Genomic DNA, 22,856 nt, shown 5'->3' with positions numbered 1-22,856 from the left:
CATGGCTGCCGATTCGATCGGGCCGCTGCCGAGCGTACGGCGGCTGGCGCAACGCGAGAACCTGCGCGACAGCGTCGCCAATGCCCTGCGGGCGGCGGTGATCTCCGGCGAGCTGAAGCCGGGGGAGGTGTACTCGGCGCCGACGCTCGGCGCGCGGTTCGGGGTCTCCGCGACGCCGGTCCGCGAGGCGATGCTGGACCTGGTCCGCGAGGGCCTGGTGATCTCGTTGCGGAACAAGGGCTTCCGGGTCACCGACGTGTCCGACGAGGACCTCGACAACCTGGCGGCGCTCCGCCAGCTGATCGAGCCGCCGACGATCCGGGACGTCGTACCCGCGATCCCGGCGAAGGACTACCCGCGGTTGCGGCGGCTGGCCGAGGACATCGTGGTGGCTGCCCAGGCCGGCGACCTGATCGCGTACATCGAGGCCGACCGGGTCTTCCACGTGACGCTGCTCGCGTACTCCGGCAACCAGAAACTCGTCGACGTCGTGTCGGACCTGCGCTCGCAGACGCGCCTGCTCGGCCTCACTCCACTGGTCGAGAGCGGCCGCCTGGTCCCGTCCGCCACCGAACACCACGAACTGCTGGACCTGGTAGAGGCCGGCGACGGCGAGGGCGCCGAGCAACTGATGCGCCGCCACATCGGCCACGTCCGAGGACTGTGGGCCCGGTCGTCGTGACAGGTTGCGGCCACTCTGCGCCCTGACACCCGGATCGTTGGGACGCTGGCGGTATGGGTCAGATGCGGTGGTTGGGCGTGGTGAGTGTGGCGCTGGTGCTGGCCGGGTGCAGCGGTGAGTCCGGGAACTGGTCGCAGGGTGGGGCGACGCCGGTCAGCAGTACGCCGACGTCCATCGTCACGCCTACCCCGCGGCCCACTCCGAAGCCGACGCCGAAGCCGACGGTGAAGCCCAAGCCGGTTGTGCCGGAGGCGGACTGCACCGGGTCGTTCAAGGACGGCAGGTTCAACTTCTCGGGCAGCAACATCTTCATTTCCGACCAGGGCTTCACCTGCAACGGCGGGCAGATGGTCGGGTACGAGCGGCACAAGACCGCCATCACCTTCTACGTCGGCAACAAGCACGTCACGCTCGGGCCGAAGAAGTCCGCGGCGATCGGCGGCTACCGGATCCGGGTCGGGATCGCGAACAGCAAACAGGCCACCTTCACGATCGACCGGATCACCTCTACCTAGGAGACGGGGACCTAGGAGATCACGCTCAGCGCCTGCTTCGCGGTGGCGGCAGCGTCGGCGCCGTACGTGCTGGTGAGCCGGTCGAGGAACGTGGGGTGGTCCAGGCTGTACTCCTGGGTGCCGACCGTCTCCAGCACCGTGGTCGCCAGCGTGCAGCCGAGGTGGGCGGCCGCTTCGTGGTCGAGTCCGGCGGCGCGGCCGGTCAGGTAGCCGGCCCGGAAGGCGTCGCCGCCACCGGTCGGGTCGACCAGGTTCGGCGCGGGCACCGCCGGGACCTTCGCGAGGATCCCGCTGCTGTCCTCGATCACGACGCCGTCGCCGCCGTGGGTCGTGACGCGTACGCCGACCCGCTCGAGGATCTCGTCGTGGCTCCAGCCGGTCTTCTGCACCATCAGCCCGGCCTCGTACTCGTTGCTGAACAGGTACGCCGCGCCGTCGACGAGCGTGCGGATGTCGGCACCGTCCATCCGCGCCATCTGCTGCGACGGGTCGGCCGCGACCGCGATGCCGTGCTGCTTGGCCAGCTGGGTGTGCTTGAGCATCGCTTCCGGGTCGTCGGCGCCGATCAGCACCAGGTCGACACCGCCCGCGGCCTGATGGATCGCGCCCAGGTCGAGCTCACGCGCCTCGGCCATCGCTCCGGTGTAGAACGAGGCGATCTGGTTCGCGTCCAGGTCCGTCGTACAGGTGAACCGGGCAGTGTGTACGTTCGCGCAGACGCGGACGTGCGAGATGTCCACGCCGGCCGCTGTCAGCGCCGCGCCGTACTCGACGAAGTCGGCGCCGACCGAGCCGACGAGCAGCGACGGGAACCCGAGCTGGGCCATGCCGTAGCAGATGTTGGCGCCGACGCCGCCGCGGTGGACGACCAGCTCGTCGACCAGGAACGAGAGGGAGACCTTGTGCATCTGTTCCTCGAGGAACTGGTCCTTGAACCGGCCCGGGAACGTCATCAGGATGTCGGTCGCGATCGATCCGGCGACGGCGATGCGCATACGGGGTGCTCCCTCGAGGTGGGGTGGGTGTCAGTCCAACGAACAACCCATAGAGACTACAGGCGACCGATCTAATACACGGAGGGGTGAATTTCCATGGGCCATCAGGTACCGGTGACCGAGGAACTGCACGACTACATGCTCGCCCACGGCATGCCGCTGGACGAGATCGCGACCGAATTGCGCGCCGAGACCGAGAAGCTCGGCAGCGCCGCGGGGATGCTGACCACCGCGGACCAGGCCGGTCTGCTGACCACGCTGACCCGTCTGATCGGCGCCCGCCGGGCGGTCGAGATCGGCACCTTCACCGGCTTCTCCGCGCTGGCGATCTCCCGCGGGCTGCCCGACGACGGCGAGCTGATCTGCCTGGACGTCGACGCGGACTGGACCTCGATCGGCCGCAGGTACTGGGAGCGGGCCGGGGTCGCGGGCAAGATCGACCTGCGGATCGGCGACGCGCACGAGTCGGTGACGAAGCTCGACGGCGAGTTCGACCTGGCCTTCGTCGACGCCGACAAGGGCTGGTACATCCAGTACTTCGAGGCGGTGCTGCCGCTGATCCGGCCGAACGGGCTGCTGCTGTTCGACAACACGCTGGCCGGCGGCCGGGTGGTGGACGCGGACGGCCCGGCGGACCGCAAGGAGTTCAACGCGCACGTCGCCAAGGACGACCGCGTCGACGTGATCATGCTCGGGATCGGCGACGGGCTGACCCTGGTCCGGAAGAAGTGAGCCGCGCGAAATGAGCAAGAAGGCGGCGCCTCGGCTGGCGGTGACGGATCTGCAGCACAAGTACGGCGACCGTCCCGTGATCGAGGGCCTCACGTTCACGTTGCGGGCCGGCCAGGCGATCGCCCTGGTCGGGCCGAACGGCGCGGGCAAGACGACCGTGCTGAAGTGCATCGTCGGCGCGGCCGAGCCGGCGGCCGGGAAGATCCTGCTCGACGGTCTGCCGATCGACGAGCGCGCCGAGGCGGTACGCCGGGACGTCGCCACCCTGCTCGACGACCTGGACTTCTTCCCGGACCTGACCGCGGCCGAGCATCTCGACCTGCTCGCCCGCGCGCACGGCAACTCGTCGCCGGAAGACCTGGTGGACACGACGCTGCACGACATCGGTCTGCTGCCGGCTGCCGATCAGCTGCCGGGCTCGCTGTCGTCCGGCCAGCGCCGCAGGCTCGCGCTGGCGACGGCGCTGGTCCGCCCGCGCAAGCTGATGGTCCTCGACGAGCCTGAGGCCCGCCTCGACACCGGCGGCGTGCAGTGGCTGTCCGACCGCCTCCTCGAGGAGAAGAAGTCTGGTACGGCGATCCTCTTCGCGAGCCACGACCCGGCCCTGGTCGAGACGGTCGCGGACTCCGTCGTCACCCTCACTCCGCTCCCATGAGCGCTGCCGACGGGCCGGTGCGGTTCGATCCATCGGACTTCGGGACGATCCCGTCGTCGCGGGCGCTGCGGTCGTGGATGCGCACGACGCGGCGGCAGCACGCGGACCGGTCGTTCTGGGAGATCTTCGAGGACGTGTACCTGGTCCTGTTCACCCTGGCGATGGTCGGGGCGACGGGCGGGAACGTCGTACGGCATCTGAACTCGAACGCGGCGACCTGTACGTCGTGGACGTGCGGACAGCTGACGTCGTGGTTGCCGTGGATCGTCATGCCGTTGCTGCTGGCAACCACGATCCGGGTGCTGCTCGCGGTAGGCCCGGTGTCGGCGTCGCGGGCGACCGGGTTCTGGTTGCTGGCGACTCCGGTGAACCGAGCTTCCTTGCTGCGACCGGCGTACCGCTTGGTGATCGCCTCGGTCGCGGTGATCGGCGTCGTCGCGGGTGCAGTCATCTGGGCCCTGCTCGGCGAGCCGTGGTTCGACGTGATCGAGGCCGCCGTACTGATCGGCGCCTTGCTCGTTTGCGCCGCAGTCGCGACCGTCTGGGCCCAGCAGACCACACGTCGTTCCAAGTGGGCCTTGAGGGTTTCGGACGTGCTGCTGGCGGCTGCCGTGATCCCGGCAGTGTTCCTGGCCTTCCGCCCAGGCGAGGACCGCTTCACCAACCACATCATCACCTCGACATTCACCGTTCGTGATGCAGGCGGGCTGACTTCCGGTCAGCTGTACTTGCTGCTGTTGTGCGCGATGGCGGTTGTGGTTGGTGTGGTGTTGGCGGTGCTAGCCTCGCGGACGCTTGATCGGCTCGGGCGGATCAGTGTGATTGCCGGGGGCGAACTGCTGGCTGGTCTCGCGGGGGCGGCCAGCAGTCTTGATGTCAGCATGCTTGGTGACGTGATCGCCGGGCGGCACTGGCGGCTGAAAGGGCGGGTGCGTTCCCGCCGCGGTCGGGGTGCGGACGGGGCCGCGATCGTGCATCGCGAGTTCCACCGGATCCTGCGCTGGCCGCGCCGGATCGCGGTCGCGTTCGGGCTGCTCGTCGTCCCGTATGCGGTCCACGGCGCCGGCTTCCACGTCCTCGTACCGATAGCGGCCGCGATCGCCGGCTTCATCGCCGTACGGCCGATGCTCGACGGGCTCCGCACCGCGTGCCGCTCGACCGGCCTGGTGCGTGCGCTCGGCTGGGACCTCCGCGAGTTGCGGGTGGTGATGGCCGTCGTCCCCGGCCTGTTCACGATCGTCTGGGCGGCCTGCGCCTATCCCGCGGTCGGCAGCGCGACCTCCAGCTTCGCCGTGGCCGCCGCCGTCATCTCCGGTACTGTCCGGCAGGCGTCCGCGCGGCCGCCGTCGTACGCCGGACCGCTGGTCACGTCCCCGATGGGCGCGATCCCGCCCGGCCTGTTCTCCCAGCCGGCCCGCGGCTTCGACCTCCTGGTCCTGTGCCTGGCGCCGGTCCTGTTCAACCTCAGCAGCCTCTGGGTCGTCGTGATCCCGTCCGTCGTCCTGATGCTGATGTTCGCGGTCCGCCCCAAGACTGCCTGACCGGTCAGTGGTGGTTGCAGGTTCTTGGTGCGGACAGGTACCTTGTGTCGCATGGTAGCGGAGAAGGTCTTCACCCAGCTGCGCCGCGGGACGCTGGAGTTCTGCGTCCTCGCGCTGTTGCAGGGAGAGCCTCGTTACGGTTTCGAGTTGGTGAAGGCGCTGGGCGAGGTCGACGGTCTGGTGACCACCGAGGGGACGATCTACCCACTGCTGGCCCGGCTACGACGGGAAGGCCTGGTGGAGACGAGCTGGCGCGAGTCCGAGTCCGGACCGCCGCGGCGGTACTACACATCGACGGCCGAGGGCGGCCAGGCGCTGGCTGCATTCACCGCGGACTGGCAACGGTTCTGCGCCTCGGTCGACGCGATCCTTGAGAATGGGAGACGGGGATGAACGTGGAGCAGGACAACGACCGGCTGGTCGACGCGTACCTGAAAGAGCTGGCGAAGGCAGCCGAGGCGTTGCCGGCAGCGCGCCGGACCGAGCTGATCGACGACATGAAGGCGCACATCGCCGAGGAGCGCGCGGCCGGTGCCTCCTCGGAGAGCGAGATCCGGCAGATCCTGCAGCGCCTCGGCGACCCGCAAGAGATCGTTGCCGCGGCCACCGAGGGTCTGGTCCTGGTGGAGGTCCCACCGAAGCTGCGCCCGAGCGACATGGTCGCCCTCGCGCTGGTGTTCCTCGGTCCCTATCTGCCGAGCATCTGGGTGCCGATGATCGCCTACGTGATCGGCATCGGGATGCTGTGGTCGTCGAACCGCTGGACCGTCGCGTGGAAGCTCCTCGGCACACTCAACTGGCCGCTCGCGTACGCCGTCCTGCTCGGGATGGAGGCCACCATCCAGCCGCCGTGGGCGCTGAGCATCACAGTTGACACCCTGATCGGAGTCGCCCTGCTGGTCGGCATGGTGCTGGCGGCGAAGGCGCCCGCCAAGGTGCAGCCGGCCGGTCAGGCCTCGTAGCGAAGCCACTTTCGGTCGACCTCTGCCGGGAGGTCGACCTGGTGCCGGCGAGCGAAGAGCAGAAGCTGGCAGAGTACGTCGGCGAACTCCTGGTGGAACGTGGCGCGGATGTCGTCCGGTGTCGCGCCCTTGGCTCGCGCGCGGCCGGTGTGCTGGAGATAGGCCTGCGTGAGTTCGCCGACCTCCTCCTGGAGTTTCAGCAGGAACCAGTCCGGGTCGCGGTCGAAGCCCAGTCGCTCGCCGTACCCGACCGAGATCTTCTCCAACCGCGCTGTCAGCTCTTCGAGATCCACGAACCTACCCAATCAGCTCGCACCGACAATCGCCGATCCATCGGTCCAGAATGGGGGGCCAGAATGGGGGGATGGATGCGGTGGCGTGGCTACTGGAGTCAAGGGAGCCGGCGGTTCGGGGGATGGCCCGACGGGACCTGCTGGGGGAGGAACACGCGGAGGACGTACTGAGCGGGGCGATCGTGAGTCGATTGCTGACCGACGCCTGCGCGGACCGGCGGGCGTACAAGAAGTGGACCGGCGCCCACTGGCGGATCGTTTCGCTGGCGGAACTGGAGGTACCGGCGCAGGAACCGCGGGCGGTGGCGGCGGCCGAGTACGACCTGGCCGAGATCATGCGCTCTCTGAAGTACGGCGTGGCTGTCATCGACGGGCTGGTGCGCAGGTGCGGGTCCATCGAGGGCAACACACTCGGCGCCTGCAGCCGGTTCGGTATGGCTGCCGATCCACGGGTGCAGCGGTTGGCCGAAGGGTTGATCGAGTGGCAGTGGCCGGACGGCGGCTGGAACTGCGACCGGAGCGCGTCTGGCCGGCGATCGTCGTTCCACGAGACGCATGCTGCTGCTTGGGGACTCCACGAGTACTACCGAGCCACGGGCGAGGCAGCGGCCCGAGACGCCGCGCTTCGGGCAGGGGAGCTGTTTCTGGAACACCGGCTGTTCCGCAGCCTCGCGACCGGTGAGGTCATCAACCCGCGGTGGTTGCGCCCGAGCTATCCGCCGTACTGGCATTACGACATCCTGCAGGCCCTGCTCGTGTTGTCACGGCTCGGGCTGGGGAAGGACGAGCGCGCCACTGACGCACTGGACGAGTTGGAGCGCCGGCGTCGCCCGGACGGACGGTGGAACGCGGGCACGCCGTGGTGGGGTCCGCTCGGCGGCAACCGTACGCCGGAAGTCGTCGACTGGGGGCGCAGTGGACCGAACGAGATGATCACGCTCAACGCCCTGCGGGTTCTGAAGGCCGCAGGGCGTTGAGGGAGCGTCAGGATCAGGCGGTCGGCTCGTCGCCGTTGGAGGCCGGTTGCTCCTCGGCGGCCGGCGCGTCCGGGAACGGGTCGAGGTCCGGGAGGCTGAGGTCCGGATCGGTGTTCGGGTCCGGGGCGGCCGGCGCCTCCGCGGCAGCGGCGCCGTCGGCCTGCAGGCTCGGCGGGGCGGTGGCCCAGACCGCCGCAGCGGCGCGGGCGGCGTCGGCGGCGTCGGTCTGGCGCTCGTAGTTCTTGATGTCGAGCGCGTACGCCTTCACCACCGCGGACAGGTCCTTGCGCAACTGCCGGTGGGTCCAGAGCGCGTAGGCCTGCGTCCGGGCCTCGATGAAGTTCTTCAGTTCCTGCATCTGGGCCGGGGTCATGTCGTCCTCCGAGTGGCCGGGGGTGAATTCGCCGCGGGCGATCGCGGCGCGGGCGGGGTCGCCGGGGCAGTCGGTAGGCTCCGGGCGGACCGCGGAGTGCGGCCGGATCGCCGTACCGCGGGGATAGATTCTGCGGAAGTCGGCGATCACTCCGCGGGTGGTCGCCTTCATCGCGGCCGACGGCTGCTCCCCGGTGACCAGGATCAGCAGAATCGCGCCGTACCGTTCGTTCACGTCGGTGCCGCCGTTGGCGCCGGACTGGGTCCGCAGGCCGCGCAACGTCCAGGCGCGGCCGGCCTGGTCGACCGCGATCTGGTACGCGATGTCGGACCAGCCGCGGGTGTCCATGTGGTAGTCCTGCCAGCCACGCAACGCGGACGCGACGGCCGCCTGGGAGTGGATGACACTCGTCGATCCGGTGCCCGGCCAGTGGATGACAGCGCCTTCGACCCGCGACACGGTCAGGTTGCCCGGTCCACCGTTCGGCGGGCGCGCGTTCCACGCGGACCGGGGCAGATATTCGACCATCAGTGCTCCTCACATGCCTCACAGCGCCACATACCCACCGTTGGCGCTCGGTAATCAACCGATCACACTCGGCATGCGCTCGTCAAGCGATGATCACATCCAATCAGCCTTGGGGTTCGACCTCAGGAAAGCAGGGGGAGTAGTTGGTCGCCGATGCGGATGATTTCTTCGCGGTACGGCGTGTCGGAGAGGATGAAGTGGGTGATGCCGAGGTCGCGGTACTTGTTGAGGGACTTGGCGACGTCGTCGGGGGAGCCGACCAGCCAGGTGGTGCCGGCACCGCCACCGCCGTACTTACCCGGGGCGGTATAGAGGTTGTCGTCGAGGACCTCGCCGCGTTCGGCCAGGTCGAGGAGGCGTTGCTGGCCGACTGCCTTGAACCAGCGGGCGTCGCGCGAGCCGTGCGTTTCCGCCATCTTCGCGACCTTCGCCTCGGCGTCCGCCCAGGCCTCCTCGGTGGTGTCGCGGACGAGCGTGGTGATCCGCAGCCCGAATTCCAGCGGCGGATGCTCGCGACCTAGTTCGTTCTCCAGCTCGCGCAGCCGAGCGATCCGTGCGGCGACCCCGTCGAGCGGCTCACCCCAGAAGAGTTGTACGTCGGCATCCGTCGCGGCGACCTGTTGCGCGGCATCCGACGCGCCACCGAAGTACAACCGCGGATGCGGACGGCCTTCCCGTACGACGGGACGTGTCGCGACCGTGGAGCCGGTGACGGAGAAGTACTCGCCGGCGAACGTCACGTTCTCCTCGGTCCACAAGCGCCGTACCAGTTGGAGGAATTCCTTCGTGCGGGCGTACCGCTGCGGCTGGTCGCCCTCGCTGTCGCCGTACGCCGCGAGGTTGTCCTGGCCGGAGACGATGTTGACCAGCAGCCGCCCGCCGGTCAGTTGGTCGAGCGTGCTCGCCGCGGACGCGAAGTGGGCGGGATGCCAGTATCCGGGCCGGATCGCGGCCAGCGGCTGGAACGTCGTGGTCCGCGCGGCCAGTGCGGTCGCGACCGTGAACGTGTCGGGCCGGCCCCACCCGGTGCCGAGCAGCGCGCCGGACCACCCGTGGTCCTCGGTGAGCCGGGCCAGCTCGGTCAGCCGCTCGATGCTGTTGTGTCCCTGGACGGCGTCGTCCCCCCGGTGACCGGGATCGACCTGGTTCGGGATGTACCAGAGAAAAGTCATGAGAAGAACATTAAATGCACTCGATTAGTCGACTTTGAGGTGTCTCGCGGGCTGGTCGTCCGAGGCATTGACATCGTTGTCGGGGGCGACGACGATACGTTCTCGAAACGTTTCCAACCTCGGTGAGCCGAGCCGCCATGAAGCATCTCGAGGAGATCGTGTGAATCGTCGTGTGCAGATTCTGAAGGTTCTGACGGCCGGGGCGATCCTGCTCGCCGCGGCCCTCGTGCCACAACCCGCCGGTGCCGCCGGTGGGTCCGACGGTGCGACCGCGACCGCGCGGGCCCGTGTCGCGGCCGACGTACTGATGGGCTCGTACGAGCCGAACAAGGCCTGGTTCCCGTCGAGCTGGTGGAACTCCGCGGTCGCGTTGCAGACCATCGGCGACTACATGCAGCGCACCGGCGACCGGCGCTACCTGGGGCAGCTGGACAACACGTTCGAGAAGGACAAGGGCGTGTTCCCGGCCGGGTACCTGTCCGGCGACCCGCTGCTCGGCAACTTCACCAGCCGCGCCATCGACGACTCCGAGTGGTGGGGCCTGACCTGGATCCAGGCGTACGACCTGACCAAGAACCGCAAGTACCTCGACATGGCGATCACGATCGCGGAGTACGTCGAGGGCTACTGGGACCCGAGCTCGTGCGGCGGGGGAGTGTGGTGGGACGGCGAACGCACCTACAAGAACGCCGTCACCAACGGACTCTGGATCCGCCTGACCGCCGAACTGCACAACCGCCTGCCGCGCGACACTCGCTGGCTCGGCCGTGCGCAGGAAGGCTGGAACTGGTTCACCGGCAGCGGCATGATCAACTCCGCCGGCCTCGTCAACGACGGCCTGAAGAGCAACTGCGAGAGCAACGGCGACACGGTCTGGAGCTACAACCAGGGCCTCGCGATCGGCGCCGGCCTCGAGCTGTGGCGCGCGACCCGCGACCCGAAACTGCTGACCACGGTACGGCGGCTGGCGGACGCCGCGATCGCTCCGGGCGGCCTCGTCACCGACGGCGTCCTGACGGAGGCCTGCGATGCGCCGGGCCGCACGTGTGACGACAACGGCAAGCAGTTCAAGGGCATCTTCATGCGCTACTGGACCGATCTCGCCGACACCACGCGCGACCGTCGCTACACCGACTTCGTCGCGCAGCAGGCCGCAACGATCTGGGACAACAACCACGACGCGGCCGACAGGCTCGGCGTGCGGTGGTCCGGCGCGACCCCGAACGTCTTCGACTGGCGTACTCAGGCCAGCGCCTTGAGCGCTCTGATCGCCGCCGTACCGCTGACGCCGCCGGTGCGATCGTTGTCCGCGACAACCGATCCTGCTCTGCCCGTCGTGATGCCCGCGACTGGCAGTGCCACCCACGTGAAGGTGAAGGTCGACGTACAGGCGACCGGTCCGGTGGGTGACCGGATTCAGGCCGTCGTCCAAGCAACCGCTCCGTCCGGCTGGACGGTCACGCCGAGCAAGACGACCGTGTCGCTCCAGACCCGCGGGAACGCCGTACCGGTGCAGACGTCCGTCGACCTCGACGTGACGATTCCCGCGGGTACGCCGGACGGTCTGCATTCGGTGACCGTATCGGCGACGTCCGGATCGCAACTGTCGTTCACGACCCGGTCCGACATCCTCATTGCGCACACGGCCGACTTCGACACCGGTACGGCGGCTGAAACGCCGTGGCTGTGGGATGCGGACGGGTCGCAGAGCAACGGCGTACAGAACCGGTTCGCCGACGGGCACTCGTACTTCGTCTACCGCTTCCCGTTCCCGTCCGACACCACGTCGGCATCCGTATCGTTGACAATCGACAATCAGTTTGTCGTCCAGATCAGCGGCGACGGGCAGAACTGGACCACGGTCGCGACCGAGACGACCCCGTACCACGACGGCGAGAACAAGGCGGTCCGGACCTTCGACCTCACGCAGTACCTAGGTGCCGACAAGGCCGGCTACGTCCGGATCTCCGACTCGTTCCCGGACGACGGCTGGGGCGGCCGCGTCTACCACGTGACTGCTACGTACAACTAGGCCCTAAGCAGCTGAGCGATCGTCCACCGGGCGGCGGCGCAGGCCGGCATCGAGGATGGCCGGTGTGTCGTAGTCCATGTCCAGGCGGCCGACGTCGGTGCCCGGTGGGACGATCTTGTCGATCTGATCGAGAACGTCGTCACCGAGCACGACGTCGACGCCGGTCAGCGCGTCGTCCAGGTGCTCCATCGTGCGCGGGCCGATGATCGCCGATGTGACCGCCGGGTGCGCGATCGCGAATGCCATCGCCAGATGGGTCAGCTTCAGCCCGGCCGCGTCGGCGACCGGGATCACCTGCTCGACGACCTCGAGCCGCCGCTCGTCGGACATGTGGCGGAACATCGCCGTACGCCGAAGGTCCGCCGGCGCCCGTCCCGTCAGCTGACCCTGGGCGAGCGGGCTCCAGACGAGTGCGCCCATCCCGTACTTCTGCACGACGGGAAGCACCTCGCGCTCGATCCCGCGGTTGAGGATGGAGTACGGCGGTTGCTCGGTGTGGAACCGCTCCAGGCCACGCCGTTCCGCGACCCAGTGCGCCTCGACGAGGTCGCTCGCCGGCATCGTCGACGTACCGATCGCGCGGACCTTCCCGCTGCGGATCAGGTCGGTCAGCGCCGACAGCGTCTCCTCGATGTCGGTCTCCGGATCCGGGCGGTGCATCTGGAAGAGGTCGATGTAGTCGGTCTGCAACCGGCGCAGCGAGTCCTCGACCGCGGTCATGATCCAGCGCCGGGAGTTGCCGCGCTGGTTCGGATCGTCGCCCATCGGCCGGTTCGACTTGGTGGCCAGCACGATGTGTTCCCGACGGCCCTTCAGTGCCTCGCCGACGATCTCCTCGGAGCCGCCGTGCGAGTAGACGTCCGCGGTGTCGACGAAGTTGATCCCGGCATCGAGCGCCTTGTGGATGATCCGGATCGACTCCTCGCGGTCGTCGTTGCCGACGGCACCGAACATCATCGCGCCGAGGGCGTACGGGCTGACCTTGATACCGGTCCGGCCGAGCGTGCGGTAGTGCATGGTGTTTCCTCCTTGGGGTTGTCTCCACCTTGGAGCGACCGTCGGCCGTGGAGAAGGTCCACTTCATCCACGGACAGGTTGTCCCTGGATAGCGCGCCGTACGTCACGCATGATGGAACGTGTGATCGATCGTGATGGCCTGGCCGACTTCCTCCGCCGTCGCCGCGAGTTGCTCCGGCCGGCGGACGTCGGCCTTCCGGAGGGCGCACGCCGCCGTACGCCGGGACTGCGCCGGGAAGAGGTCGCGCAGCTGGCCGGCATGTCGACGGACTACTACTCGCGGCTGGAGCAGTCCCGCGGCGCGAACCCGTCGGAGCCGATCGTCGCCAGCCTCGCCCGCGCGCTGCGCTGCGACTTGGACGAGCGCGATCACCTGTACCACCTGGCCGGCCTCAACCCTCCGCTGCGCCGGGCCGGGACGCATATCAACCCCGGCCTGCTCGCACTCGTCAGTCGTCTCACCGACCTCCCGGTCGTCATCTGCACCGACCTGGACGAGGTGCTCTGGCAGAACGCCTTGGCCGACGTCGTCATCGGCCCGCTCGTCGGCGAGGGTCGCGCCCGGAACCTGACCTGGCTCTGGTTCACCGATCCGGCGATCCGGCGGATCTTCCCCGAGGAGGACTGGGACGTCCACTCGGCCTCCCACGTCGCCGACCTGCGCGCGACGTACTCCCGCCGGATGGGCGACCGCGACATCACCGAACTGGTCGAGGACCTCGTCGCGCACAGCGAGGAGTTCCGCGCGTTGTGGGATCTCCACGAGGTCGCCGTACGCCGCCTGCCGCGCAAGCGGTTCCTGAACCCGGAGGTCGGCGAGCTCGACCTCACCTGCGAAACCCTCCTGACGCCCGCGGCCGACGTACGGGTCCGGGCCTTCCTCCCGATCGAAGGCACCGACGCCCGCGAAAAACTCGACCTCCTCCGCGTCATCGGCACCCAGTCCTTCGCGTGACGCACCGCCCGTCCGGTCGTGGAAATCGGCTGACGACACGCCGCTTGGGACAATCCCGATCCACGACTCAAGGTTCGGCACGGGAGCCATTCGCCACGACTCGGAGCGTTGCGCGGCCGTAGGCTGCACGAGTGAATCACCGCACGGACAGTCTTTCGCGAATGGTACGGCGACTGGCTGACCCTCGGTCGTTCGAGCGCGGTCAGGCGTACTTGTCGGCGGGCGCGGTACACAGACTCGGGTTCGATGCTGGGGCACTGAGCGCGATCGTTCAAGAATCGGTCGGGTCGCCTATCCGTCAGCTCGGCCGGTCCGCGTCGTACGCCCGTGCGGAGGCGTGACGTGCTTGTGAGCCCCAAACTGGTTTGGGGAGTCCTGCCTGCCCGGATCGGGAGGTAGGACTCCCCGGTCTGTGCGCGGACGCTCCCCAAACTGGTTTGGTGATGAGTGTGTCGGTCGGGTGAGGATGTCCCGCCCGAGTGGTGGCGTTCGTCGCTGAGTGGTCAGCGGTCACGGCGCCGTGCCTCGTCCGGAAGCGTTATGACCCGAATGTTCCTTGGCGAGGCACTAGCGGGTGCGGAGGCCCTCGATCAGGAGGGCGAGGAGGCGCTGTGTCTGCTCGCGTTGCTGGTCTGGAGCGGCGGCGATCACCGCGCCGGCCATCGCCGCGACGACATCGTCCGGAGGTACGTCGGACCGGAAGACGCCGGACGCCGTACCCGCATCCAGGAAGTGTCCGACGGCTTCGGAGAGCCGGGCGCGGGTGTCGGTCTGCGTCACGGCGCCGGATGCGACCATGTTGCGCAGATCGAGGCCCATGGCCCGTTTGGAGTCGACGAAGTCGAGATAGCGGTGCATCCAGGTGAGCAGGGCCTCGTCGGCGGGCGCGCCGGCGGCGAGCTCGGGCGCGGCGTCGCACAGCCGGGTGAGCTCCTGCCGATAGACCGCCTCGAGGAGCGCTTCGCGGGTCGGAAAGTGCCGGTACAGCGTGGCCACGCCGACGCGCGCCCGAGCCGCCACCCGGTCGAGGGACAGGCGCACCGGCTCGCCGTTGCGCGCGGCCACGGCGAGATCGGCGAGCTCGTCCCCGGCCGCCGCCACCACCTGCTCACGCTTCCGCTCAGCGTCCGCCCGCATAAGTGGAGAAACCTCCAGTTAGTGCTATCGTCGAAAGAAGTGGAGAAATCTCCACTTCCACTGACTCTACCTGAGGACATAGCTGATGACATCCGAACGACCGGGCGGAACAGTCAAGCTCGGGCAGCACGAGATCGCGCGGATCGGGTACGGCGCGATGCAACTGGAACACGTCGACACCGCCGCGGCCGGTGCGGTCCTGCACCGCGCTGTGGAGCTCGGCATCAATCACCTCGACACCGCGTCGTTCTACGGGCACACCACGGTGAACGGGCACATCCGGGCCGCCTTGCACCCGTACCCGGACGACCTCGTGATCGTGAGCAAGGTCGGCGCACGCCGGGTGGACGCGCCGGTGCCGTTGGCCCTGGCGCAGCGGCCGGAGCAGCTGCGGGAGCAGGTCCATCTCGACCTCACGTCGCTCGGTCTGGAGCAGGTACCCGTGGTCAACCTCCGCCGGGCGGATCAGGGGCCGGGGCTCATTGCCGAAGGCGACGACATCGTCCCGCTCGACGACCAGCTCGCCGAGTTGATTGCTCTGCGCAACGAAGGGCTGATCGGCGCGATCGGCCTCAGCAACATCAGCACCGACCAGCTCGAGCAGGCGCTGCCCGCCGGGATCGTCTGCGTCCAGAACGCCTACAGCCTCCTGGACCGCTCGTCCGAACCCCAACTCCAACTCTGCGCAGCCAACGGCATCGCCTGGATCCCGTACTTCCCCCTGGGCTCGGCCTTCGACCAGATCCCATCCCCAACCGAGCACCCCGCCGTACAGGAAACCGCCGCACGACTCGGCGCAAGCCCCGCCGCGGTCTGCCTCGCCTGGATCCTCGCCCACGACGAACACACCGCCCTCATCCCAGGAACCCGCAGCGTCGCCCACCTGGAAGACAATCTTCGCGCCGCCGCCACCCACCTCGACCCCGAGGCGCTCGCGAAGCTCGACGCGATCGCGGTCTGACCGCTGGAAAGCGAACAGAAAGGGAGTGGAAAGGCGCTGCGAATACGTTCGCGGTGTTGCCTGTCGTCTCACAGAGGACTCTCTCGATGCGTACGTTGAAGAAAGCTCCACGGAACATCCTGATGATCAGCGCGGTCGCGGCCGTCGGCGTGGCCGGATCCATCCTGGCCACAGGTCCCGCCGAGGCGGTCACCACCTGCAACAGCTGGGCGTACGTCAGGAACGTCAACCTCGACCCCAGCGCGAGCATCGTGCCGATCTACGGGACGGGGACCACGAGCAGCAGGAGCCTGAACTGCAACCTCTACAAGGGCACGAGCGGCGACGGTGTCCGACAGCTCCAGATGACTCTCAACGAGTGCTACGGGCCGCACCCCGCAAGTGGCGGCGTCAAGAAGTTCAGCACCAACCTCGCTACGGACGGGCAGTTCGGTTCCGCCACCGAGAAGGCGCTGAAGACCGTGCAGTCGTACGTCGGAGTGACCGCTGATGGATGGTACGGCCCGGAGACCCGCAAAAAGATGAAGGCCCGCGCCAACAACGGCAGTGGGAACTATTGCATGTACCTGAAGCTGCCGGTCACCTGGTGGTAGGGATCTAGCACCTACACATCCCAACGAGAAACGGCGGCAGACCGGGAGAGATTCCCAGGTCTGCCGCCGTTTCGGCCGGCTAAGCGGCTCAGACGTCGTAGTAGAGCTCGAACTCGTGCGGGTGCGGGCGGAGCTGGATCGGGGCGATTTCGTTGTCGCGCTTGAGGTCGATCCAGGTCTCGATCAGGTCCTCGGTGAAGACGTCGCCCTCGAGCAGGAAGGCGTGGTCGGCCTCGAGGGCGTCGATCACGGCCGGCAGCGAGGTCGGGACCTGCGCGATGCCCGCGTGCTCCTCCGGCGGCAGCTCGTAGAGGTCCTTGTCGACCGGGTCGGCCGGCTCGATCTTGTTGCGGATACCGTCCAGGCCGGCCAGCAGCTGCGCCGCGAACGCCAGGTAGGGGTTCGCCGACGGGTCGGGGCAGCGGAACTCGATCCGCTTCGCCTTCGGGTTCGAGCCGGTGATCGGGATCCGGATGCAGGCCGAGCGGTTCCGGGACGAGTAGACCAGGTTGACCGGCGCCTCGAAGCCCGGCACCAGGCGGTGGTACGAGTTCACGGTCGGGTTCGTGAAGGCCAGCAGCGACGGGGCGTGCTTGAGCAGGCCGCCGATGTACCAGCGGGCGGTGTCGGACAGGCCGCCGTACCCGGACTCGTCGTAGAACAGCGGGTCGCCGTTGCTCCACAGCGACTGGTGGCAGTGCATGCCGGAGCCGTTGTCACCGAAGATCGGCTTCGGCATGAAGGTCGCGGTCTTGCCGGCCTTCCACGCGGTGTTCTTGACGATGTACTTGAACTTCATCACGTCGTCGGCGGCCTTGAGCAGCTCGTCGAAGCGGAAGTTGATCTCGGCCTGACCCGCCGTACCGACCTCGTGGTGGGCGCGCTCGACGATCAGGCCGGACCGCTCCAGCGCCAGCGTGATGTCGTCGCGCAGCTCGCCGAAGTGGTCGGTCGGCGCGACCGGGAAGTAGCCACCCTTGTAGCGGACCTTGTAGCCGCGGTTGCCGCCGTCCTCGACCCGGCCGGTGTTCCAGGCGCCGGCGATCGAGTCGATCGAGTAGTGCGAGGAGTTCGCCTTGGTCTCGAACCGGACGTCGTCGAAGACGTAGAACTCGGCCTCGGGAGCGAAGAACGCGGTGTCCGCGATACCGGTCGACTTCAGGTACTCCTGAGCCTTGCGGGCGATGTTGCGCGGGTCACGCGAGTACGCCTCGCCGGTCAGCGGGTCGTGCACGAAGAAGTTGACCACCAGCGTCTTGGCGCTGCGGAACTCGTCGACGTACGCGCTGGTCGGGTCCGGCAGCAGCTTCATGTCGGACTCGTGGATCTGCTGGAAGCCGCGGACCGACGAACCGTCGAACGCGAGGCCGTCCTCGAAGACCTCGGGCCCGAACGACGACACCGGGACGGTGAAGTGCTGCATGATGCCTGGCAGGTCACAGAACCGGACATCGACGATCTCGACGCCCTCGTCCTTGACGTAGGCGAGCAGCTCCTCAGCGCTGGAAAACATACGTACTCCTAGGGTGGCTCAGAGATTGCATCTGAACGTAGGGCCCGCCGGTTTCTCCGTCGTGACCCTGATGTTTCGCGGATGTTACGCCCAGCGTGTCCGCGCTGACCCACTGGTGTACGGCGGTCACGCCCTGAGATCTCGCGGTCCGCGTGGAACCGACCCCGGGTGTGTCCGTAGGCTAGACATCATGGCATCATCCGCGGCGGCCGCAACCGGACCCACCGAAGAATTCCGTTACCCGGGCAATCGGCTGGGCCTTCCCGAGGACGGACCGGGCTCGGTGGCGACCTGGGGACGCCGCGTAGTGGCGCTGCTGATCGACTGGCTGATCGCGGGCCTGATCGCGTCCGTGGTGATGGGCCGGCCGATGTGGGCGGGCGGCAGTGACTTCGGCGTGATGCACTCGGCCATCTTCGCCGTGACGACCGGGATCCTGACCGGCCTGGCCGGCGGCACCATCGGCCACCGGATCTGCGATCTGCGGGTGGTTCCGGTCCGCGACCGGAAGACGTACACCGCGCCGCCCGGTGTGCTGGCGGGCATCCTCCGCGCGCTGCTGGTCAGCCTGCTGATCCCCGCGGTGATCTTCGACCGCGACCGGCGCGGGCTGCACGATCTGGCCGCCAGGACGGTCGTCGTACTGCGTTAGTCAGCGCTTCGTCAGGAGCAGCTGTACGTCGTCCAGGTACCCGGTCCGGAAGCCCGCCTCGGAGTACGCGAGGTAGAACTCCCACATCCGCCCGAACGTGTCGTCGAACCCGAGCGCCGCGATCTCCGGCCAGTGCTCGATGAACCGGTTCCGCCAGACCCGCAGCGTCCGCGCGTAGTCCCCGCCGAGGTGGCGGATCACCTCCGCCCGCAGGCCGGTGTGCTGCGCGGTGACGTCCTCGATCACCTTGATCGACGGGATCAGACCACCGGGGAAGATGTACTTCTGCACCCAGGTGAACGTGTTCCGGGTCGCGAGCATCCGCTCGTGCGGCATCACGATCGCCTGCACGACGCCGACCCCGCCGGGCGCGAGCCGCCGCTCGATCGCGTCGAAGTACACCGGCCAGTACTTCTCGCCGACCGCCTCGATCATCTCCACACTCAGTACGGCGTCGAACTCGCCGATCTGATCGCGGTAGTCGCGCAGCGCGACCTGCACCCGGTCACCGACGCCCGCTTCGGCGATCTTGCGCTGTGCCAGCAACGCCTGCTGCGAGGCGATCGTGATCGCCGTCACCCAGGCGCCACGCTGCGCGGCGCGGATCGCGAGGCTCGCCCAGCCGCAGCCGATGTCGAGCACCCGTGACCCGGACCGCACCCCGGCCGCGTCGAGAATCGAGTCGAGCTTGCGCAGCTGGGCGGCGGAGAGTTCGTCGTACGACGCCGTCGCGAGATCGGCCGTCGGGTCGCCGCCGAAGGCAGTGTCTCCGAAATAGGCAGCGGAGTAGGTCAGCGTCGGATCCAGGAACTCGGCGAACATCGAGTTGCTCAGGTCGTAGTGCCGGCTGATGTTCTCCCGGGCGCCGGCTCGGTCGTTCTCCTGCTCGCCCGGCTGCGACCGGGTGACCAGCCAGCGCAGCGACTGCGCCCACTTCGGCAGCAGGTGCCGGGTCTCGTCGTTGCTGAACCGCTCGGCGAACGGGACCAGCAGGTCGGCCAGGTCGGTGCCCGGCTCCGGGTCCCAGTCGCCGGCCAGGTACGCCTCGCCGAACCCGGACCCGGCATCCTGCCCGAGCCGGTCCAGGAACGCCGACGTACGGTGCACCCGCATGGCGGGGCCGCCGAGGCCGAACGAGCGGTTGCGGTCCAGGTGGATCGTGGCCGGGAGATCCTTGGCGATCAGCCGGATCGCGGTCGCAGCGCCGTACCGACGGACCGGGTTCGACCGTGGCCGGGCCAGCGTCGGCCAGGTTTCGGTCTCCGGCGCGTGTACAGGATGCTGCACACGCGGCATCACATCCGTCATCTCTACCCCTGTATCGATCCGTCCTGGTCGCACCTTAAGGCCAACCAGCCACCCCACAGCGCGACACGGAGGCACACACGTGCCACGTCACGACAGATCAACTGCCTGAGCGGCCACCGGGTTACCGGTGTCTCACTCAGAGATACCCCCAACAGCTATTTCAGCGGCCGCGCATCGCCTGGCGGGCGCCCTTGAGACTCGTCGGCACCGGGCCCTTCGGCATCGGCACCTGCGGCCGGACCGCGTCCAGCGCCTTCAGCCGCTGCAGCAGGTCGGTGATCTCGGACGGCTGCAGGACGGCCGGCAGCTTCATCACGTACTTGGTCAGCTTGCGGATGTCGATCTCGCCCTCGCCCTTGCCGGCGACGATCTGGGTCACCGGCGCGCCGCCGGCGACCCGGTTGTGCTTCTTCGCCTCGGCCGCGAGCAGGTTCTTCACCCGGCTCGGCTGCCCCTCGCCGACCAGGATGATGCCCGGCTTGCCGACCACCCGGTGGACGATGTCGGAGTTCTTGGTGACCGCGACCGCGGGGTCGACGCTCCAGCCGCGGCGCAGCGTCTGCAGCGCGGACGCGGCCGCGCCGGCCTGGCCCTCGATCTGGCTGTACGCCGCCTTCTCGACCTTGCGGCCGAAGACGATCGTGGCGGCCAGGAAACCGAGCGCGACGCCGAGCGGGATCCACACCAGCAGCGGGCCCACCAGGAATCCGCCGAGCACGGCCAGCGCGACGACGCCGAGGAAGATCCCGGCGAGCACCAGGCCGACCAGCGGCTCGGACTTCCGGGTCAGCTTGTACGCCGAAACGATCTGCTTGAGCCTGCTGGTCTTCTCTTCGGGCGCGTCGTTCTTGGCCATCTCTACCTGTCCTGGTTCATGCCGTGTTAGTTGGCGGCGTTCATACGTGACTCAACGGCCTGTCGGTACAACCGGCCGGCGCGGTACGAGGACCGTACCAGCGGACCGGACATCACTCCGGCGAAACCGATCTCCTGCGCCTCGGCGTCCAGCTCGACGAACTCCTCGGGCTTCACCCAGCGCTCGACCGGGTGGTGCCGCACCGAGGGCCGCAGGTACTGCGTGATCGTGATGATCTCGCAGCCCGCCGCGTGCAGGTCCTTCAGCGCCTGGCTGACCTCGTCGCGGGTCTCGCCCATGCCGAGGATCAGGTTCGACTTGGTGACCAGCCCGTAGTCGCGGGCCTGGGTGATGACGTCCAGCGAGCGCTCGTACCGGAAGCCGGGCCGGATCCGGCGGAAGATCCGCGGCACCGTCTCGACGTTGTGCGCGAACACCTCCGGCCGCGACGAGAACACCTCGGCAAGCTGCTCGGGTACGGCGTTGAAGTCCGGCGCGAGCATCTCCACGCCGGTGCCCGGGTTCAGCTCGTGGATCTGGCGGATCGTCTCGGCGTACAGCCAGGCGCCGCCGTCGTCCAGGTCGTCGCGGGCGACGCCGGTCACGGTCGCGTAGCGCAGACCCATGGTGCGGACCGACTCGGCGACGCGGCGCGGCTCGTCGCGGTCCAGCGCCTCCGGTTTGCCGGTGTCGATCTGGCAGAAGTCACAGCGCCGGGTGCACTGGTCCCCGCCGATCAGGAAGGTCGCCTCGCGGTCCTCCCAGCACTCGAAGATGTTCGGGCAGCCGGCTTCCTGGCACACCGTGTGCAGTCCTTCGGACTTCACCAGCTTCTGCAGCGCCTGGTACTCCGGGCCCATCTTGGCGCGGGTCTTGATCCACTCGGGTTTGCGCTCGATCGGGGTCTCCGCGTTGCGCACCTCGAGCCTGAGCAGTTTCCGTCCTTCTGGGGCGATGGTCACGCCCCCAAGGGTACGCGCCAGGAATCAGGGCCGTCCCACCCGTAGGGTGATGGGCTATGTCCACCGTTGAGCTGCGTACGGATGCCGAACCGGGCACCCCGCCGGCGTCCGGTACGGGATCCGGTACTGGATCCCGTACCGGGGTGCGCGGCTGGACCCGTCCCGCGCCGACCGCCCGCGAGCAGCGGTACGACGTACTGCTCGGTCTCGGGATGGCGGTCGCGGGCCTGTTCGCAACCGAGCTCGCCCGCGGCGCCTCGCCGACGCACGTGGACCTGGGGATCGGCGGCGTCGAGCCGTACGTGCTGAGTGCGGCCGCCGCGCTGCCGTTGTGCTTCCGGCGCCGGTGGCCGGTCCCGGTGCTGCTGGCGGTCGCGGTGCTGTTCGTGGTGAACGGGGAACGGGCGATGTTCGCGTTCGCGGGCAACCTGGTCACCCAGGCGACGATGTTCATGGCGATCTACGCGGCCGTCGCGTGGGCGCGGGACCGGCGGTTGATGAAGGCGGCGGTCGCGGTCGTCTTCATCGTGATGTTCGGCTGGCTGGCGCTCAACTTCGTCACAGCGCTGCGCAACAACGCGCTCGAGGGGCCGAACCACGCCCTTTTCTCGCCGTACGTCTCGAGCGTGATCATCGCGGTCGCGCTGAACGTCCTCTACTTCTTCGGCGCGTACTTCTGGGGCCGGACCGCGTGGGCGACCGCGCGGCAGCGGTTCGAGCTCGAGCAGCAGGCGACCGAGCTGGCGGCGCAGCAGGAGGCGAACTCGCGGCGCGCGGTGATCGACGAGCGGCTGCGCATCTCCCGCGAACTGCACGACGTCGTCGCCCACCACATCAGCAGCATCGGCATTCAGGCCGGAGGCGCCCGGCGGGTGATGGACGCCGACCCGGACGCGGCGAAGAACGCGCTGAACGTGATCGAGGAGTCCAGCCGGAGCGCGGTGAACGAGATGCGCCAGCTGCTCGGCATGCTCCGCTCGGCGGACCCTGACCTCGATATCGGTACGCCGGATCCCAAGGAGCCGCAGGCCGGCGCGGACCGGTTGCCCGCGCTGATCGCGGAGGCGAACAGCCTGGGTCTGGAGGTCGGCTTCCACCAGATCGGATCGCCGGCCGAGCTGCCCAAGACTGTGTCGGTGTCGGTGTACCGGATCGCCCAGGAGGCGCTCGCGAACGTCCGCAAACACTCGACGGCCCGCAGCGCCCACGTCACACTGCGTTATCTCGGTGAGGCGATCGAGCTCGAGGTGCTCGACGACGGCCGCCCGAAACACGCCCCGGTCGGCAGCCGGCTCGGTCATGTCGGGATCCGCGAACGGGTCGGCCTGCTCGGCGGCGAGAGCGAGATCGGCCCGCGGCCCGTGGGAGGATTCCGGGTCCGGGTCCGGATCCCACTGGATCCGCAGAACCGTCCATTGGCTGGGGGAGAAGTACGTGACTGACCC

Annotated in this window: 24 protein-coding genes; 14 read left to right on the top strand and 10 right to left on the bottom strand. The window is 68.5% G+C overall.

Features of this window, described 5'->3' with window-relative positions; genetic code table 11:
* Nucleotide 1: 1 nt before the first annotated feature.
* Together EV649_RS03400 and EV649_RS03395 are read left to right on the top strand one after the other, a co-directional pair.
* Nucleotides 2-682 (top strand): GntR family transcriptional regulator, encoded by a 681-nt coding sequence (locus EV649_RS03400; protein ID WP_130380389.1) that lies wholly within the window; start codon nt 2-4, stop codon nt 680-682.
* Between the two features lie 53 nt (nt 683-735).
* Nucleotides 736-1,197, top strand: coding sequence for a hypothetical protein (locus EV649_RS03395; protein ID WP_130380387.1), 462 nt, complete (start codon nt 736-738; stop codon nt 1,195-1,197).
* Nucleotides 1,198-1,208: 11 nt separating this feature from the next.
* Here EV649_RS03395 and EV649_RS03390 read toward each other — a convergent pair whose 3' ends face one another.
* A complete protein-coding gene (locus EV649_RS03390; RefSeq protein ID WP_130380385.1) occupies nt 1,209-2,192 on the bottom strand; it encodes a carbohydrate kinase family protein in 984 nt (327 codons plus the stop codon).
* 96 nt (nt 2,193-2,288) lie between these two features.
* Here EV649_RS03390 and EV649_RS03385 point away from each other — a divergent pair, with 96 nt between their 5' ends.
* The 5 genes from EV649_RS03385 to EV649_RS03365 are packed head-to-tail and all read left to right on the top strand — an operon-like array spanning nt 2,289 to nt 6,082.
* Nucleotides 2,289-2,924, top strand: coding sequence for a class I SAM-dependent methyltransferase (locus EV649_RS03385; RefSeq protein WP_130380383.1), 636 nt, complete (start codon nt 2,289-2,291; stop codon nt 2,922-2,924).
* Nucleotides 2,925-2,934: 10 nt separating this feature from the next.
* Entirely contained in the window at nt 2,935-3,579 is a 645-nt protein-coding gene (locus EV649_RS03380; protein ID WP_130380381.1) for an ABC transporter ATP-binding protein, read from the top strand.
* Complete coding sequence (locus EV649_RS03375) at nt 3,576-5,120, top strand: DUF6297 family protein (RefSeq protein ID WP_130380379.1); 1,545 nt, start codon at nt 3,576-3,578, stop codon at nt 5,118-5,120. Before EV649_RS03380 ends, EV649_RS03375 begins: the two co-directional genes overlap by 4 nt.
* Before the next feature lie 51 nt (nt 5,121-5,171).
* A complete protein-coding gene (locus EV649_RS03370; protein ID WP_130380377.1) occupies nt 5,172-5,513 on the top strand; it encodes a PadR family transcriptional regulator in 342 nt (113 codons plus the stop codon).
* Nucleotides 5,510-6,082: a DUF1700 domain-containing protein gene (locus EV649_RS03365; protein WP_130380375.1), complete on the top strand. Its 573-nt coding sequence runs from the start codon at nt 5,510-5,512 to the stop codon at nt 6,080-6,082. The genes EV649_RS03370 and EV649_RS03365 overlap by 4 nt, the downstream gene beginning before the upstream one ends.
* Here the strand turns inward: EV649_RS03365 and EV649_RS03360 are convergent.
* Entirely contained in the window at nt 6,070-6,375 is a 306-nt protein-coding gene (locus EV649_RS03360) for a pyrophosphatase (RefSeq protein ID WP_130380373.1), read from the bottom strand. The genes EV649_RS03365 and EV649_RS03360 overlap by 13 nt on opposite strands.
* A 122-nt stretch (nt 6,376-6,497) precedes the next feature.
* Here EV649_RS03360 and EV649_RS41935 point away from each other — a divergent pair, with 122 nt between their 5' ends.
* On the top strand, nt 6,498-7,352 hold the full coding sequence (locus tag EV649_RS41935) for a hypothetical protein (protein WP_277875607.1): 855 nt from the start codon (nt 6,498-6,500) through the stop codon (nt 7,350-7,352).
* Between the two features lie 13 nt (nt 7,353-7,365).
* Here EV649_RS41935 and EV649_RS03350 read toward each other — a convergent pair whose 3' ends face one another.
* Both EV649_RS03350 and EV649_RS03345 read right to left on the bottom strand, forming a co-directional pair.
* The gene (locus EV649_RS03350; protein WP_130380369.1) at nt 7,366-8,253 is read right to left on the bottom strand and encodes a peptidoglycan recognition family protein; all 888 of its coding nucleotides are present in this window, start codon (nt 8,251-8,253) and stop codon (nt 7,366-7,368) included.
* Between the two features lie 122 nt (nt 8,254-8,375).
* Entirely contained in the window at nt 8,376-9,425 is a 1,050-nt protein-coding gene (locus EV649_RS03345) for an LLM class flavin-dependent oxidoreductase (protein WP_130380367.1), read from the bottom strand.
* Nucleotides 9,426-9,585: 160 nt separating this feature from the next.
* Here EV649_RS03345 and EV649_RS03340 point away from each other — a divergent pair, with 160 nt between their 5' ends.
* Nucleotides 9,586-11,457: a glycoside hydrolase family 76 protein gene (locus EV649_RS03340; RefSeq protein WP_130380365.1), complete on the top strand. Its 1,872-nt coding sequence runs from the start codon at nt 9,586-9,588 to the stop codon at nt 11,455-11,457.
* Nucleotides 11,458-11,460: 3 nt separating this feature from the next.
* Here EV649_RS03340 and EV649_RS03335 read toward each other — a convergent pair whose 3' ends face one another.
* Nucleotides 11,461-12,474, bottom strand: a complete 1,014-nt coding sequence (locus EV649_RS03335) for an aldo/keto reductase (protein WP_130380363.1) — start codon at nt 12,472-12,474, stop codon at nt 11,461-11,463.
* A gap of 121 nt (nt 12,475-12,595) precedes the next feature.
* Between EV649_RS03335 and EV649_RS03330 the strand changes: the two genes are divergently transcribed.
* Nucleotides 12,596-13,429 carry a helix-turn-helix transcriptional regulator gene (locus EV649_RS03330; RefSeq protein WP_198682281.1) on the top strand — a complete coding sequence of 278 codons (834 nt, stop codon included), beginning with the start codon at nt 12,596-12,598 and terminating at the stop codon, nt 13,427-13,429.
* 567 nt (nt 13,430-13,996) lie between these two features.
* Here EV649_RS03330 and EV649_RS03325 read toward each other — a convergent pair.
* Complete coding sequence (locus tag EV649_RS03325) at nt 13,997-14,566, bottom strand: TetR/AcrR family transcriptional regulator (protein WP_130380361.1); 570 nt, start codon at nt 14,564-14,566, stop codon at nt 13,997-13,999.
* 85 nt (nt 14,567-14,651) lie between these two features.
* Here EV649_RS03325 and EV649_RS03320 point away from each other — a divergent pair, with 85 nt between their 5' ends.
* Entirely contained in the window at nt 14,652-15,527 is an 876-nt protein-coding gene (locus EV649_RS03320) for an aldo/keto reductase (RefSeq protein ID WP_130380359.1), read from the top strand.
* Nucleotides 15,528-15,613: 86 nt separating this feature from the next.
* A complete protein-coding gene (locus EV649_RS03315; RefSeq protein WP_130380357.1) occupies nt 15,614-16,120 on the top strand; it encodes a peptidoglycan-binding domain-containing protein in 507 nt (168 codons plus the stop codon).
* 88 nt (nt 16,121-16,208) lie between these two features.
* On the opposite strand, the gene glnA is transcribed toward EV649_RS03315, so the two are convergent.
* Complete coding sequence (glnA, locus tag EV649_RS03310; RefSeq protein ID WP_130380355.1) at nt 16,209-17,633, bottom strand: type I glutamate--ammonia ligase; 1,425 nt, start codon at nt 17,631-17,633, stop codon at nt 16,209-16,211.
* Nucleotides 17,634-17,823: 190 nt separating this feature from the next.
* Between glnA and EV649_RS03305 the strand changes: the two genes are divergently transcribed.
* Nucleotides 17,824-18,285: an RDD family protein gene (locus EV649_RS03305; protein WP_130380353.1), complete on the top strand. Its 462-nt coding sequence runs from the start codon at nt 17,824-17,826 to the stop codon at nt 18,283-18,285.
* On the opposite strand, the gene EV649_RS03300 is transcribed toward EV649_RS03305, so the two are convergent.
* The 3 genes from EV649_RS03300 to lipA all read right to left on the bottom strand — a co-directional run bounded on the left by EV649_RS03300 (nt 18,286) and on the right by lipA (nt 21,411).
* Nucleotides 18,286-19,581, bottom strand: coding sequence for a cyclopropane-fatty-acyl-phospholipid synthase family protein (locus tag EV649_RS03300; RefSeq protein WP_241998082.1), 1,296 nt, complete (start codon nt 19,579-19,581; stop codon nt 18,286-18,288).
* Between the two features lie 172 nt (nt 19,582-19,753).
* Nucleotides 19,754-20,449 carry a DUF4191 domain-containing protein gene (locus EV649_RS03295; RefSeq protein WP_130380349.1) on the bottom strand — a complete coding sequence of 232 codons (696 nt, stop codon included), beginning with the start codon at nt 20,447-20,449 and terminating at the stop codon, nt 19,754-19,756.
* Nucleotides 20,450-20,475: 26 nt separating this feature from the next.
* Nucleotides 20,476-21,411 (bottom strand): lipoyl synthase, encoded by a 936-nt coding sequence (gene lipA, locus EV649_RS03290; protein ID WP_130380347.1) that lies wholly within the window; start codon nt 21,409-21,411, stop codon nt 20,476-20,478.
* 56 nt (nt 21,412-21,467) lie between these two features.
* On the opposite strand from lipA, the gene EV649_RS03285 reads away from it, so the two are divergent.
* On the top strand, nt 21,468-22,853 hold the full coding sequence (locus EV649_RS03285; protein ID WP_130380345.1) for a sensor histidine kinase: 1,386 nt from the start codon (nt 21,468-21,470) through the stop codon (nt 22,851-22,853).
* Nucleotides 22,854-22,856 lie beyond the last annotated feature (3 nt).

It is taken from the genome of Kribbella sp. VKM Ac-2569, from assembly GCF_004216905.1.
In the GTDB taxonomy this organism is placed as follows: domain Bacteria; phylum Actinomycetota; class Actinomycetes; order Propionibacteriales; family Kribbellaceae; genus Kribbella.
Note: the sequence above shows the minus strand (reverse complement) of the source record. Positions and strands in the feature narration are given on the sequence as shown.

Excerpts from the sequence above, each read along its gene's own strand:
- EV649_RS03400 (WP_130380389.1), top strand. The coding sequence starts at position 2 with ATGGCTGCCGATTCGATCGGGCCGCTGCCGAGCGTACGGCGGCTGGCG.
- EV649_RS03395 (WP_130380387.1), top strand. The coding sequence starts at position 736 with ATGGGTCAGATGCGGTGGTTGGGCGTGGTGAGTGTGGCGCTGGTGCTG.
- EV649_RS03390 (WP_130380385.1), bottom strand. The coding sequence starts at position 2,192 with ATGCGCATCGCCGTCGCCGGATCGATCGCGACCGACATCCTGATGACG.
- EV649_RS03385 (WP_130380383.1), top strand. The coding sequence starts at position 2,289 with ATGGGCCATCAGGTACCGGTGACCGAGGAACTGCACGACTACATGCTC.
- EV649_RS03380 (WP_130380381.1), top strand. The coding sequence starts at position 2,935 with ATGAGCAAGAAGGCGGCGCCTCGGCTGGCGGTGACGGATCTGCAGCAC.
- EV649_RS03375 (WP_130380379.1), top strand. The coding sequence starts at position 3,576 with ATGAGCGCTGCCGACGGGCCGGTGCGGTTCGATCCATCGGACTTCGGG.
- EV649_RS03370 (WP_130380377.1), top strand. The coding sequence starts at position 5,172 with ATGGTAGCGGAGAAGGTCTTCACCCAGCTGCGCCGCGGGACGCTGGAG.
- EV649_RS03365 (WP_130380375.1), top strand. The coding sequence starts at position 5,510 with ATGAACGTGGAGCAGGACAACGACCGGCTGGTCGACGCGTACCTGAAA.
- EV649_RS41935 (WP_277875607.1), top strand. The coding sequence starts at position 6,498 with ATGGCCCGACGGGACCTGCTGGGGGAGGAACACGCGGAGGACGTACTG.
- EV649_RS03350 (WP_130380369.1), bottom strand. The coding sequence starts at position 8,253 with ATGGTCGAATATCTGCCCCGGTCCGCGTGGAACGCGCGCCCGCCGAAC.
- EV649_RS03345 (WP_130380367.1), bottom strand. The coding sequence starts at position 9,425 with ATGACTTTTCTCTGGTACATCCCGAACCAGGTCGATCCCGGTCACCGG.
- EV649_RS03335 (WP_130380363.1), bottom strand. The coding sequence starts at position 12,474 with ATGCACTACCGCACGCTCGGCCGGACCGGTATCAAGGTCAGCCCGTAC.
- EV649_RS03325 (WP_130380361.1), bottom strand. The coding sequence starts at position 14,566 with ATGCGGGCGGACGCTGAGCGGAAGCGTGAGCAGGTGGTGGCGGCGGCC.
- EV649_RS03320 (WP_130380359.1), top strand. The coding sequence starts at position 14,652 with ATGACATCCGAACGACCGGGCGGAACAGTCAAGCTCGGGCAGCACGAG.
- EV649_RS03315 (WP_130380357.1), top strand. The coding sequence starts at position 15,614 with ATGCGTACGTTGAAGAAAGCTCCACGGAACATCCTGATGATCAGCGCG.
- glnA (WP_130380355.1), bottom strand. The coding sequence starts at position 17,633 with ATGTTTTCCAGCGCTGAGGAGCTGCTCGCCTACGTCAAGGACGAGGGC.
- EV649_RS03305 (WP_130380353.1), top strand. The coding sequence starts at position 17,824 with ATGGCATCATCCGCGGCGGCCGCAACCGGACCCACCGAAGAATTCCGT.
- EV649_RS03300 (WP_241998082.1), bottom strand. The coding sequence starts at position 19,581 with ATGCCGCGTGTGCAGCATCCTGTACACGCGCCGGAGACCGAAACCTGG.
- EV649_RS03295 (WP_130380349.1), bottom strand. The coding sequence starts at position 20,449 with ATGGCCAAGAACGACGCGCCCGAAGAGAAGACCAGCAGGCTCAAGCAG.
- EV649_RS03285 (WP_130380345.1), top strand. The coding sequence starts at position 21,468 with ATGTCCACCGTTGAGCTGCGTACGGATGCCGAACCGGGCACCCCGCCG.